The sequence below is a fragment of the Halobacterium hubeiense genome, from assembly GCF_001488575.1.
GTDB classification, from domain to species: domain Archaea; phylum Halobacteriota; class Halobacteria; order Halobacteriales; family Halobacteriaceae; genus Halobacterium; species Halobacterium hubeiense.
On sequence record NZ_LN831302.1, the window covers coordinates 225,424 to 239,013 of the forward strand.

Consider the following 13,590-nt stretch of genomic DNA (forward strand, 5'->3'; position numbering starts at 1 on the left):
TTCGCCTCGTATCTCCGTCATCGTGGTGAGTTGGCCTCGCCGTCGTCGGTGGGTTGTTTCACTGACCGGTGGTTCGCAGGGCTTCGATCCGTGGTGCGTCCCGGACCCCTGCGAACACCACGAGGACGCCCAGGCTATCGCTGTTCGGCAGCGGATTGTCGCCGGTGCGGAGCTGCACCGACCCGATCTCCTCGGCTAGCCAGCTTTGCCCGTCCGAGATCGCTGACTGATGCAGCCATGCCGGTGGCCCGGCGACGATTAGCAATGCGCTTGCTGCTCCATCCAGCGGGCAGTCGAAGGTTAAGCGTCCCCGCGTCGCCCGCCGAAGCGTGGTTTCGACGCCCTTGATCGCTGTAATCTCGTCGACGGCCCCGTCAGCCGACCCGACGAGGCCACGAATGCGGTCGAGCATCGACTCCAGACCGGACTGTTGCTCGCTCTGCAGGCGCTGTTCGGCGTACCCGATCGTCGCTAATCCGCCTTCGTTCAGTGTGGCGATGATCTCGCTGGCATCGACGACGCGCTGACCCACAGTATCGGCGGCTGCAACTTCACCAGCGCTGAAGAGGGCGCCGAGTCGCTCCACAAGCACCTGATTTAGCTCTCCAGCGACAGCTGTGATGTCGTCGTCCGGATCGAGCCACACGTCGTTGTCAAAGACGATCTGTGCGTCGACCGCGCTGTCGACTGCTTGGAGCGCCCGTGCCGGGTTCTTATCGGGAATCGCCTCATGGGACGCAGGGAGGATGGTGACCGCATAGATGGGGTGGTCGTACAGCTCCTGAAGTGCACCCGCGAGTTTGGCGGTGACGCCAGCGCCGGTGCCACCGCCAAGCGATGCAATGAGCACGGTCGCGGCGGCCTCGGAACTGACGGCGTCTTCGGCGGCGCGTCGGCTTTCGAGACGGTCGGCTTCGAATGCCGCTGTAGCGCGCTCTGGATCGCCGTCCGCCCCGCTCCCACCGGTTTTGACTTGGCCGAACAGCTGCCGTGCGTCCTCGGGGACGGTATTGAGGTTGGCGAGAGCCGCTTGATCGGTGTCTAAGGCACATACACCGTCGAGATACGACACGTCTCGCGAGTCGTCATCTTCGAGGAGGGCGTCGACGATGCGTCCGCCTGCACCGCCGACACCGATGGCTGCGACGCGCATAGATGGTGTTTCGCGCGAGCGCGTAAACAGTTGACTCCCCGGTGTTCCCGTACTCATCTCTTATGGTGTCACCCCCGCACTGATTAGGCCGACCTAAAACAAAGCGCTTATACTGTTTTAGGCAAGCCTAAATGATGATGTTGGACCTCAGCATTCCACCGTCACGAAACGCATACTCGGTGATCGTGGTTGCGCTTCTCTGCACCTCGTTGGCCGTTGGCACGGGAGCCGCTGCCGGAAGCTCGGACCTCTTCGTCACGATTTCGGACACCACCATCTCCGATGATGAACCTGAGACCGGCGACACAATTACGATCACGCCCACGATTCACCACTCGAGCGCGAGTGAAGGCGGGTTTCGAATCACCGAGGTGGTGGTAACCGCATCGACTGGCGAGACGCTCTCGAGTGTCGACAACCTCGGCACGATCGGGGCTGACGAGTCGATCGATGTGCCGCTTCGGGCGACATTCGATACAGCCGGCGAAAAACACCTGACGATCACCGTTCGTGGTGTTCAAACAAACTCCAGCGGCGCCGTCGAAGTGATCGACACTATCGACTACCCGGTTTACGTGAGTGTCTCCGAGCCAACGAGCGACGACCCAGAGCCTGCACCCCAGCTCGACATCGACGCCGATACTGCCGTTGCTAACACAGCCGTCCCGGTCAACGTCACCGTTTCGAACGGCCGCGAATCTGACCTCTCGGACCTATCTGTCCGGCTGAACGCCGTTAACCAGTCGCTTGACACGGAGACGCGGTTGAAGCCGACCCTTGCAGCCGGGAACCTGACGACGTTCTCCTTCGAAATTCAGCCAGCTGCGGCCGGTAACCTCACACTCCGAGCGGTCCTCGACGCCGAGGAAGAGACAGTTGAGACCACCCGCTCGATCCCCGTGCGGGAACTCCGCTCGGAAATCGCCGTGGATGCGACAGTTCTTACGCAAAACGACTCCCGCTACCTGCAATACCGAGTCACCAACCTGGGGAACGCACCCGCACACGACGTCACGATCGTCGGCCAAGCGGGTGAGACACAGCTCCCCGCTGCCGGTATCGGTACTGTTGCCCCTGCCACGTCGCAGACCGCGCTCATCCCCGCGGATGTTCCACCAAACACGTCGGTCACTCTCCAGAGTAGTTACACGGTCGGCACCGAAACGAACCAGCACAGCCGCACTATCGACAGCGTGTCGGCTGTGAACGCGCAAACCGCAGACGACGGTGGAGTTCAGGCAGCACAACAGTTCCCGCTCATCGGCGGTCTCGCCGGCGGTTTCCCCGGTTCACTCGTCGGATTCGTCCTCTTTAGTGCCTGCGTTGGCGTTGGCTGGGTTGGCTATCGCCGCTTCCGGACCGCCGACTGATTGCGGGCAGCTGTTACTGCTCGGCGCTGTTCCACGCTGCAAGCTATAAACCACGATTTTTAGCCGTCTCGCTCCCGAAGCGACGTTATGGACGACACCACCCTGACGGAGTCGCTCAAGGAGCTGGGATTATCGACGTACGCCGCGGAAACCTTCCTCGGATTACAGCGGGTTGGCCCTGCAACGGCCAGCGACATCGCCGCCATTACTGATGTTCCGCGTTCGCAGGTGTACGGGGCAGCCGATGAGTTAGAAGAGCTTGGATTGGTGAACGTTCAATCCTCGAACCCCAAAGAGTTCCGGGCTGTCTCCCCGAGTACAGCCGGTGAACTGCTACGCTCTCGGATTGCTCAACAGACGACGGAGATGGTGAGCCAACTAGAAGCGATTCGGGCGGCAGATGGTCGGCCTGAACAGGGGGAATCGGATTCAATCTGGCGGGTGCAAGGACTGCAGAACACCAATCAGAAGGCTATTGACTTCCTCGAATCCGCGGACAGCCGAGTGCATTACTACGTCACTGCTGCTGCGTTTCTCCCGAGCGCCGCGGTTGACGCTCTTGAGGCGACCGCCACAGACGGCTGCACCGTCTCAGTATTTGCTCCGGCTGATACTGCCGTTGCTGAGCGTCGACCGGGACTGGTCGCGGACACGATCGGTTTCGAGCATATTGATCCTCCGGCCGCGTTTGCGGACAACTGCACCCGGCTTCTGGTCGTCGATGACAGCGCAGTCCTGATCGGCGTCACAACGCCACAGGCCCCTCGCGAGGAGCTATGCTTCTGGAGTGCCGGTGAACAGGTCGCCCCGCCACTTGCAGCGGCTTTTCGCGCCGTGCTGCGTCAGTAGTGGGCCATCGCACACGTAGGGTCGGCGGGCGCTAATCTCGGAATCGACCACACCCACCACGAGTTGAGTCTGTAGCGGGCCCTCTCCCGGTGCGTGAGCATACCGTGACCGGGGCTGGTCTCGGCAGGAGAAGCCCCCGATCGATGACGTCAATGTCTCATCGGCTGCCCGAACACGCGTACTGTCGGCCCCTTGAATGGGGGCGAGCAGCCGTCTAGGTGTCCGAACGGCGGCCTGAATTCCCTGTCTCCAGTCTGACCGGGCGAGCGGTTAGGTAAAGGACAGCGTGATCAGGGGAGCTGTCGCCACTTCGTTCCGCACTCCGGGCAGGCTCGAACTGTGCCAACCTCGTCGGGCTCGTTCTTCGTGACCAACTGTTCCTCGCACTCCACACATTCCAAGCGCTCGTACATGTCTTTCGAAATTTCACCCTCGCGAAGGGCCCGTCGAACGGAATCCATACATCCGACTCCGCGCTCGCGGGGAAAAACTCTGCTGGTCATCTTTGCGGTAGCGAGGAAACCCCGCCGCTTGCGGTGGGGAGGAATCGCAGTGGTACCAGCGCGGAAGCTCCCCTCGTCATCGGTGGGCGGATATCAATCTGCCGGCGACTCAGTTCACCAGAACCGTCTCCAGATAGGCGTGGATCGCCTCGCGGACCGGTTCCACGTCTGCGTTCGTCGTAACTCGTCGTGAGAAAATACCGTTCAAAAGCGTTGAGACAACCGCCGCCACGCGTTCCGCATCGACATCAGCGAACTGGCCACGGTCGATCCCCGCTTGAATGACGTCCGCAATGTGGTCCTGCTGGAGACGCGTAATCTCCGTAATCTTCTCTCGGTAGGCGTCATCGTGGGTTGCCCGTGCCCGAATCTGAATGAACACTCGGAGTGTCTCCTCCGATGGTGGCGAGAATCCTGCTAGCTCTCCCTCCATCTGTCGCCCAAATGCGACTTGATCGATGAAGCACTGTAGTTGCTGAAGAGAGTCACCATCTTCCTGTTGAACCATTCGGTATTTCATTTCCTCGATGACGTAATCAACGAGTGCGAGCAGGAGACTGTCTTTATCTGAATAGTGGTGGTAGACAGACGCTTTTTGGAGTCCCACTTCGTCGGCGATACGGCTCATTGACAGACCACTGTAGCCGTGTTCTTGGAGAACAAGAAAGGCTGCTCGGAGGATCTCCTCACGAGTGTCTTCGGGGGGTCCTTCGAAAGGGCTATCTATATCCATAGTTGAATTCTGCGCTACGTAATCTTTGAACTTGCGGGTCTTGGTAGGTAAACCGGAACAATAATTTGCGCTTCGAACCGTTCACTCTTTAGTAATGTCGGTGAGGGCTGGCTTGAGGTGTTGATTTCGATGTCTATACTATTTAATACAGTGAACAGGTCTGTGTCACCTCACTTAGGGCGTGCTTGACTAAACAGCTGAAAGATCATTTAGTTGCGGCCAAGAAAGGAAAGATTGAATACCTGCCGACCGTTCGGTAGGCACAAGTTGAGGAGCAAGAGAGGGCGTCCCGAGAAGTATGTACTGGGGATGAGCGTGCCCATACGTCATGGGTCATGCTATCGACAGATAGTGTGATATATGACTTAAATTGAACGCTCATCAATCAAAAAATAACACACCGAAATACGCTAGTAACTAGATGATTGACAAACCGCACGCTCAGAAATACGTTTCCGGAATAACCGTTACCGCTCTCGCACTAATGGTCGTGCTTACGGCAGTCCCGATGCCAGTACAGGCCGCCGAAAGCACAGTTACTGGGAAACCAGATATTAGTGTCTCATCACCGAACGGGCCGGTTGAAGCTAGTTCTACACAAACGCTCACAGTTACGCTCTCAAATACGGGGACGATCCTTCAGGGTGGTCAAGCCAGCTATGAACAAGAAGTACAGACTGCTGAGGGGCTGCAAGTTCAGGTTTTAGAAGACCGGATTAGTGAACCAATCAATGTAAATACCGGTACACATACTGTTAGTAGTCTCCCAAGCGGGACCGCTGCCCGGTCACAGTTCCAACTTGAACTCGGCCAAGTGGAGCCTGGTACGTACCGGATTCCTATCGAAGTATCGTACGAACACACGCGCTCCGTTTCGTATGGTCCATATCAGGAGACGTTCCGAAAGACGAGCGAAGAAAACGACATCCGGTATATTGAGCTGACAGTCGAAGAGAAACCACAGTTCAAACTCGTCGCTGAAGGTGAGAACAACGTCTTCGGCGGTGATACTGGCCAGCTTGCATTCACCGTGAAAAACACGGGGACGCAAACCGCCACTGATGCGTCCGTACAGCTGCGCAGTCAATCGCCGGCACTCTATTTCGGGTCCCAATCCAGCCCGCAGTCCTCGACGAGCCTCTACATCCCGTCGATTGCACCCGGCGAAACCAGAAATCTCTCCGCTCAAGTTGGCGCCGAAGCGAACACTGAAGCTGGTCACTACCCCATTGAGACGACACTTGCGTACACCAACGAGAACGGCGTGACCGAGCAATCTGATACGTTAACAACCGGGGTCTTAGTTCAGCCTGAGCGCCGCTTTGCACTGACAAACATCCAAACGGAACGCTTCCGCGTGGATGAATCCGAGGCAACGATTCAAGCCGAGGTCGTTAACACCGGCACTGGCAACGCAAATAATGTTGCTGTTCGCCTTACCTCGCTGCCAGGTATCACTGCAACTAACGGGGAGGCCGCGGTAGGGAATCTCGCGCCGGGTGAATCAAAACCGGTGTCGTTCACCGTGTCAATTCCCGAGTCGGCAGAACCAGGCACGAACTCCTTCCCGTTCGCTGTCGAATACGAGAACCCGGACGGTGACCTCCGAACGACAACGTCCCCGATTCGGAAAGCACTCGAAATTGGTGCCGAACAGAATCCGTTCAAGGTCGTCAACGTCAGCACCGATGTGTCCCCGGGTGGAAGTGACACGGTCGCCGTTCGAGTGCAATACCAAGGTGACGACCCTGTGTCGGCGACGAATGCAAAACTGTTCGTCAGTGACCCACTATCGACCTCTGACGACGGCGCGTATCTCGGTTCCATGGAACCCGGTGAGACGAAGGTGGCAACGTTTACAGCGAGTGCCGGCTCCGATGCGCTCGTCAAAGACTACGACGCGTCAGTCGAGATTCGATACGACGAACAGGATGGGGATACGAAGTACACTGACGGTCTCCCGATCGGCGTCGCGATCTCTCCGGCTTCAGGCGGGCTACCGGTGCCGCTCCCGGTGATCGGCGCCATCGTTGTTGTGGTTCTCGGAGCCGGCTACCTCCTGTATCGGCGCCGTTAATCGCCCCACTAATCGACTAACTAATCTATGGCTAAGTTACGTGGCATATTCGCCTCGATCGGTGATCGAATCCAGGCCCGCCCAGTAGCGACACTTCTGATTGCGGCGTTGTTAATTCTCGTCGCAGTCGGTGGCGCCGCACAGATCACGAGTGTCACTGGGGATGCAGCCTTCGTTGGCAGTGACCCCACGTACGAGGCGTTCTCTGAATCGTTCGACCGTGGCACAATTGCGGTCCTAGTCCGGGGTGATATCACTGAGCCGTCGACAATCGAGGCGATCGACAGATATGACCGGCAAATGGCGAAGACCGACGATGTCTACATGGTCCAGAGTCCGGCCGATCAAATCCGTGCGGAATACGGCCGGATTCCGGAATCGCAGGCAAAAATCGAAGCCGTCATCGGTTCTCCCGACTACACGACAGTCCAGATCGTCACTGACACTGGCCTGTCACAACAAGCGGAACGCCCAATTTACTCGAAAGCAGTCAGTACCAGCGAATGGGCGCGGTTCCCCGCCAGTGCAACGGTGACAGTCACCGGGAGCGCAGCGTTCTCTGCGCAGCTCTCGACGCTCATCCAGCAGAGCACCCAGCAGTTACTCGGCCTGGCAGTCGGGCTGATGATTCTCGCCCTGTTCTTCCTCTTTCGTGGTGTACGATTACGCTTGTTGCCGATCGTCGCCGTCTTCACGGGTGTCATTTATACCTTCGGGGCGATCGGCTATGGTGGCATTCCGAACTCGACGATGACGAGTGCGGTGTTCCCGATTCTCATCGGTTTGGGAATCGACTATTCCGTGCAGTTCCACGAACGGTATGAGGAGGAACTGGAAACGTATCCGCCCAGGACCGCGCTTCCGAAGGCGCTCGGCGGGGTTGGGCCACCAGTCCTGATTGCGATGCTCGCCGCGGCACTTGGATTCGGCGCAACCTGGGTGTCCGCGACTTCCCCGGCGATTATTTGGTTTGCTCAGACTTCGATTCTAGGTGTCCTGCTAACGTTTCTCGCAGGAATTCTCGTCCTGCTGTCGGGACTTACCCTCTACGTTCGCTGGAAAGCTGACCCGGCCGAAACGCAGCCCGATGGTGGTGAGAGTGCAGAGCCGGCCCAAGATGGTGATGCAGACATCGGGTTTGTCGGACGGACGCTTGGCCGCGGCTCACGTGTACTTGCGACCCACCCCGTTGCCGTGCTACTGCTCGCGCTCGTCCTGACGGGCGTCGGCTTCCAGATCGGAGGGTCACTAGACACGATGGCTGACACTGAAGAGTTCATCCCGCAAGATCTCCCCGCATACGTTGACCTCCAGCAGTTCCGGGCTGAGACTGGTGGTGGCGGCTCCACCAGCTACGACGTGCTCGTTACGGGGTCGGAGTTGAAGCATCCGGAGACGTTGCGGTGGATGACTGACCTAGAACACGTTGCAACACAGGCGCCACTGATAGAGGGTGTCGATACTCCGGCAACGCTGGTGAAACAGTACAATGGTGGCGAGATCCCCCAGACGGAGGCTGGCGTCAGCCGCGTGCTCGAACAGATTCCCGAACAGCAGCGCCAGCAGTATTACAACGATGGCCGAGCACATATTACGATCGTGTCGCCACAGGATATGACCACCGCTGAAGTGTTGTCGTTCCTGGAGAACGCACGCGGCTCAATCTCGTACAGTTCTCCACCACCGGGAGTTACTGCAGAGCTTACCGGAACAGCCGCGATCTCTACGCCCGCGATCATGGAGCAGATCGAGTCACGAAACACCACCACAGGGTTGGGTGTGCTCTTTGTGTTCGCACTCCTCTTGCTGTACTACCGTGATCTCGTGAAAGCAGTTGCCCCACTCGTGCCAATGGTGTTCGTGATCGGGTGGCAGAACATCTATATGTTCGCGCTTGATCTACCGGTCTCTCCACTCGGAGCAAGCCTCGGAGCTATGACCGTCGGGATCGGCGCTGAGTACACGATCATCGTGATGGAGCGTTATTATGAGGAAAAACGGCGGGACGGCGTGAGCCGACTTGATGCTGTCCAAGTGGCCGCCGGCCGCGTCGGGAAAGCAATCAGTGTCTCCGGGATGACCACGGTTTTCGGCTTTTCCGCGCTCATTCTCTCTCCATTCCCGGTTCTCAGTAGCTTCGGCTTCCTCACTGTCGGCGTGATCTTCCTCACGCTGATCGCGTCGCTCGCAACGCTCCCGCCAACCCTGATCGTCTTAGATACAGTCGCTGAGCGAGTGACCACATATTGGGGGACTAGTGCAGAACACACCGGAACTTAATCTGTCTCGTTCGTCTCTTTTCCTGTTTCGAGCCGAGTTACTGTGTTGCCACTGTTGTACCCGACACCAGTAACTTGATAACCAAGCATACGGTTGTGACTAAATAGTCAGTCAGCTACGAGCGGGTTTGTGTACGCCCATAACTACCAAAACACAATCATCCACAAGTGACCACTAATGAACGCCAATCACAACAGCGGTGTTAGTCCATGAACTCGAACTATTCCACAACTATCCTTGTCGTTGCGCTCGTCCTGGCCTCGGTCGCCATTGCCGGCGTTCCTGGCGCGGTTAGCGCCCAAGAATCTGGGGAAGTGATCGGTCAACCGGATATTTCCTTCGCCACGGCAACCGGCGAAGTCTCAGCTGGGACGGCCGACGAGCTCAGCATCGCGATCACAAACCGCGGCTCCATCGATAAGGGCGGCCCATCCCAATACGAAAACCGAGTAACGACTGCCCGCGGGATGACGATGAGCCTCGATGACAGCAACGTGCCGATTGACGTTCAAGCCGGTGAACTCTCCATCGGGAACGTCCCAACTGGCTCTAGCCAAACGACAGTCCCAATTGAGATCGCTGAAGATGCTGCATCGGGGACGTACAAGATTCCCGTCGAATACGAGTATCAGTTCTCGCGAGTCGTTGACTACGACGCGTACGGAACTGATTACAGTGACTTCACGCGCACGCGCACCGGATCTATCACGGTGGCGGTAACTGACGACGCCCGCTTCGAAGTAGTGGACATTACCGGCACGGCCCAGATCGGCGATGATAGTGATGTCTCGATGACGCTGCGCAATACGGGCGCGGAAATCGCTCGTGGAGCAACAGTCGGTGCGACTTCCCGCAGCAACGCATTGACCTTTGATTCCGGTGGCCCGAGCGCAACGTCGTACGTGGGTGACTGGGAGTCCGGTGAGACTCGGAACGTGTCGTATGGCATCTCCCTTGCGCCTGATGCGACACAGCGTGGGTACACGCTCGATCTCACGGTCGAATACCAGGATGCGAACGGAATCAGCCAGTCATCTGAGCCAATGACAGCCGGCGTTGAGGCCATCGATGAACAAGCGTTCGCGTTCAGCGATGTGGACACCTCACTACGCGTGGGAGAGGACGGCGAAATTACGGGCACCGTCACGAATCAGGGCCCACAGTCCGCAAAGAGCGTCGTCGTTCGCTACGCCGATGAATCCGCGACAATGGTGCCGATCGAAGAATCCGTCGCCGTCGGCTCGCTCGACGCGGGCGAGTCCGCATCGTTCCGACTGCCGATTGAAGTCACGAGTAGCGCCGAGGCGAGTCCGAATCTGATCGACTTCGCGGTTAACTACCGGAACGCCGATGGTGACCGACGGGCGTACGATAAGCTCGACGTCCGCGCTGATGTCGCCCCCGAACGCGACCAGTTTACTGTTGAGCTCGCCGAACAGACGATCGAGACGGGCGGCTCACGCACGATCGCTGTCGACGTGACGAACAATCTGAATGAAACCGTCACGGACATCGAAGCGCGGCTGTTCGCTGACGACCCCCTCGATACTGGTGATGCAGACACCGGCTACGTCGAGTCTATGGAGCCAGGGGAAACCGTCACGGTGTCCTTCGAGCTGACGGCGGCGTCATCGGCAACGCCGGATAAGACCTACCCGATTTCGTTCGACTTCCGGTACGACGATCAGCGGGGGAACAGCCAGTTGACGGACACCATGCGCGTCCCGATCAACGTCGTGGAGAGTAGTGGTGGCGGCCTCCCGATGCCGCTAATCATCGGCGCAGTCGTCCTCATCGGGGGGGCTGCAGCAGTGCTCTGGTATCGGAGGCAGTAACTGATGGGAATCGGAGACCGGATTGAGGCGGCGACGAGACGACTCAACGACACGATCGTCTCTCGTCCGCGTGCGGTCGTGTTGGCGTTTCTTGTCGTTACAGCCATGTTTGTCGGTGGCTTCGGGCTGATCTCGACTGAAACCGACTCGACCGAATCATTCACCGATGGTCTTGAAGCTCAACAGGCTCTCGATTCGGTCAACGCGGAGTTCGAGGACCCATTCCGCCCGGAGATGGAGTCCACGCAGCTCATCCACACGGGGGATAACGTCCTCACGAAGGAGGCGCTTGTTCGAAACATCCGCCTCATCGAAGAGATCGAAAGCCGCGACGACCTTCGAATGGCGTCGGCTTCCGGCCCGGCGCCGGTTGTCGCGCAAGCGATCGACCCCTCAGCGACAACGGTCGCTGAACAGCGCCGCGTGCTCGAAGCTGCGTCGGCAACCGAAATCCGACAAACGATCCGCAGCTTATCGGACAACGCCCAGTTCACCGGCGTTATTTCGGAGGATTTCAACCCGACGTCCGTTTCTGCGACGGCGTCGATCACGTCCGTCTCTCACGATGTTCCTCAGGGATTCACGGATGATGACCTGACCGCGGTCCAGACGTCCATTCAGTCGCTTGCGAGTAGTGAGCCCGGCGATATCCGTGCGTTCGGTGCTGGGATCACGAACGCGGAGATGAGCAACGTCATCGGCGACTCGCTGGTCATCGTGATGCCGGTCGTCGTCATTCTCCTGTTGATCTTCCTGGTGGTCGCATACCGGGACCCGATCGACCTGCTGTTGGGGTTGTTTGCCCTCTTGATGACGATCATCTGGACGTTTGGGTTCCTCGGCTACTCCGGGATCCCGTTCAATCAACAGATGATCTCCGTCCCCGTATTGCTGCTGGCAGTCGGGGTTGACTTCGGGATTCACATCATCAATCGCTATCGGGAGGAGACAGTCCAGGGCTTCGAACCGGTCAAGGCGATGCGGACAGCGAACAACCAGTTGATGATCGCGTTCGTGATCGTCACTGTGACGACCGTGTTCGGGTTCGGCGCGAACGTGATTTCGGACCTCACCCCGATTCGCAACATGGGGATTGCGTCGAGCGCAGGGATCATCTTCACGTTCCTCATCTTCGGCCTGTTCCTCCCCGCGGCAAAGCTCGAAGTGGATAAACTCCGGGCCCGATTTGGCGTTCCCGAGTTCAACTCGGAGCCAATTGCATCCGAAGACTCTGCCCTGGGTCGTGCACTATCGCTGCCCGCCGTTGTAAGTCGGTACGCACCGACTGTCTTTGTGCTGGTCTTACTGCTTACGGGCGGTGTCGCCGCCGCCTACGGTTCTGGAGTTGACACGTCCTTCGAGACGGAGGACTTCCTCCCACCCGAACAACAACCAGGGTACGTGACGGGGCTGCCGGAGCCGTTTGCGCCCAGTGACTACACCGTCACGGAGACGACGAACTTACTCGAAGACAAATTCGCAACGAACCAAGACCAATCGGTGACAATATACTTTGAAGGATCGTTTGAGGAAGCTCATGCGCTCGAAGCGCTTGCCAGCCCGAATGATGACCCACCTGAGGAGCTCGCGGTCGGCGCTGGTGGTGGGGCGCAAGCTCAAAGCATTCTCACGGTCATACAGTCGCACGCCCAGCAGAACCCCGAATTCGCTGAACTTATCGCACGAAACGACCAGAATGACAACGGCATTCCGGACCGGAATCTCGACCGCATCTATGATGTGCTGTTCGCGTCCAGCGCAAGCGACCAAGCATCCCAGTATCTGACTGAGGACCGGCAGGCCGCCCAAGTCGTCTATTCCATAGATTCAGACGCCTCACAGTCAGCAGCTGCCGACGCAACCCGGCAGTTCACTGAGGACTTCCGGTACACCGCGACGGCGACAGGCCAAGTCGTGGTGTTCGACGCCGTGACGGGGATTATCTTCACGTCCGCGATTGAGGGACTGGTGCTTGCCATCGGCTTGACCGCCATCTTCCTCGTGATTGCTTACGGGGTGTTGGAGCGGAAACCGATGCTCGGCGTTGTGAACGTGTTCCCCATCCTCATCTCGATTGCGTACCTGATCGGAACGATGCGATATCTCGGGATGGCATTAAACGCGTTGACAGCAACCATCCTCTCGATCTCGATCGGACTCGGGATCGCCTACTCCGTTCACACAACGCATCGATTTATCGACGAGTTCAACGAGAGCGGCGATGCACACATGGCGATGGTGCGCACGCTTTCGGGAACTGGTGGGGCGCTGTTAGGCAGCATGCTAACCACCTCTCTCGGGACGGGTGCACTTGCACTCGCCATCACCCCCGTTCTTGGCGACTTCGGGCTTCTGATGGCGATTAGTGTGGTGTACTCGTTCATCTTCTCCATCGTCGCATTACCACCCGCAGTATTGCTGTGGTCGCGGTACCGTAACAGCGAACCACTCGCGATAGTACGCTCCCGTTGACATCCACCTACGGCTGAAGCTGTGGGGCCCCCCACTGGGTTGAACCCACGGACACAGAGAGGTTCGCAGGTTCGTCGTCACGATGGACGACGAACCTGCGACTCGGGCCGTGCCAGTACAACTCCCGTCTCGGACAGCGGTCTCTCAAACTTGCCTAACAGTTGTTATAAATACGATTTCTTTATTCGTCGTGGACGGCATCATATGCCGTTCCACGCCTACTTACTCGGCAATCACTGAATAGAAGATCCCGTGTTTTCAACTACTGCTAAGGCTCGTTTCCCAACATTCAGCGCCGCGCTCTTGTCTGCATCGTCG

The 13,590-nt window shown here is 58.2% G+C and carries 9 protein-coding genes; 6 read left to right on the forward strand and 3 right to left on the reverse strand.

Features of this window, described 5'->3' with window-relative positions:
• Positions 1 to 58: 58 nt before the first annotated feature.
• On the reverse strand, positions 59 to 1,153 hold the full coding sequence (locus HHUB_RS01050) for a tubulin/FtsZ family protein (protein ID WP_059055393.1): 1,095 nt from the start codon (positions 1,151 to 1,153) through the stop codon (positions 59 to 61).
• A 137-nt stretch (positions 1,154 to 1,290) separates the two neighbouring features.
• Between HHUB_RS01050 and HHUB_RS01055 the strand changes: the two genes are divergently transcribed.
• Together HHUB_RS01055 and HHUB_RS01060 are read left to right on the forward strand one after the other, a co-directional pair.
• Complete coding sequence (locus HHUB_RS01055; protein ID WP_059055395.1) at positions 1,291 to 2,523, forward strand: CARDB domain-containing protein; 1,233 nt, start codon at positions 1,291 to 1,293, stop codon at positions 2,521 to 2,523.
• 87 nt (positions 2,524 to 2,610) lie between these two features.
• Positions 2,611 to 3,372 (forward strand): TrmB family transcriptional regulator, encoded by a 762-nt coding sequence (locus HHUB_RS01060; RefSeq protein ID WP_059055397.1) that lies wholly within the window; start codon positions 2,611 to 2,613, stop codon positions 3,370 to 3,372.
• Positions 3,373 to 3,662: 290 nt separating this feature from the next.
• Here HHUB_RS01060 and HHUB_RS17570 read toward each other — a convergent pair whose 3' ends face one another.
• Positions 3,663 to 3,875 carry an HVO_0758 family zinc finger protein gene (locus HHUB_RS17570; protein ID WP_337589477.1) on the reverse strand — a complete coding sequence of 71 codons (213 nt, stop codon included), beginning with the start codon at positions 3,873 to 3,875 and terminating at the stop codon, positions 3,663 to 3,665.
• A gap of 109 nt (positions 3,876 to 3,984) precedes the next feature.
• A complete protein-coding gene (locus HHUB_RS01065) occupies positions 3,985 to 4,608 on the reverse strand; it encodes a TetR/AcrR family transcriptional regulator (protein WP_059055398.1) in 624 nt (207 codons plus the stop codon).
• Between the two features lie 421 nt (positions 4,609 to 5,029).
• Here HHUB_RS01065 and HHUB_RS01070 point away from each other — a divergent pair, with 421 nt between their 5' ends.
• The 4 genes from HHUB_RS01070 to HHUB_RS01085 all read left to right on the forward strand — a co-directional run bounded on the left by HHUB_RS01070 (position 5,030) and on the right by HHUB_RS01085 (position 13,272).
• Positions 5,030 to 6,685, forward strand: a complete 1,656-nt coding sequence (locus tag HHUB_RS01070; RefSeq protein ID WP_059055401.1) for a COG1361 S-layer family protein — start codon at positions 5,030 to 5,032, stop codon at positions 6,683 to 6,685.
• A gap of 27 nt (positions 6,686 to 6,712) precedes the next feature.
• On the forward strand, positions 6,713 to 8,965 hold the full coding sequence (locus tag HHUB_RS01075; protein WP_059055403.1) for an efflux RND transporter permease subunit: 2,253 nt from the start codon (positions 6,713 to 6,715) through the stop codon (positions 8,963 to 8,965).
• Between the two features lie 209 nt (positions 8,966 to 9,174).
• Positions 9,175 to 10,800 (forward strand): COG1361 S-layer family protein, encoded by a 1,626-nt coding sequence (locus HHUB_RS17305; RefSeq protein WP_059055405.1) that lies wholly within the window; start codon positions 9,175 to 9,177, stop codon positions 10,798 to 10,800.
• A 3-nt stretch (positions 10,801 to 10,803) separates the two neighbouring features.
• The gene (locus tag HHUB_RS01085; RefSeq protein WP_059055407.1) at positions 10,804 to 13,272 is read left to right on the forward strand and encodes an efflux RND transporter permease subunit; all 2,469 of its coding nucleotides are present in this window, start codon (positions 10,804 to 10,806) and stop codon (positions 13,270 to 13,272) included.
• Positions 13,273 to 13,590 lie beyond the last annotated feature (318 nt).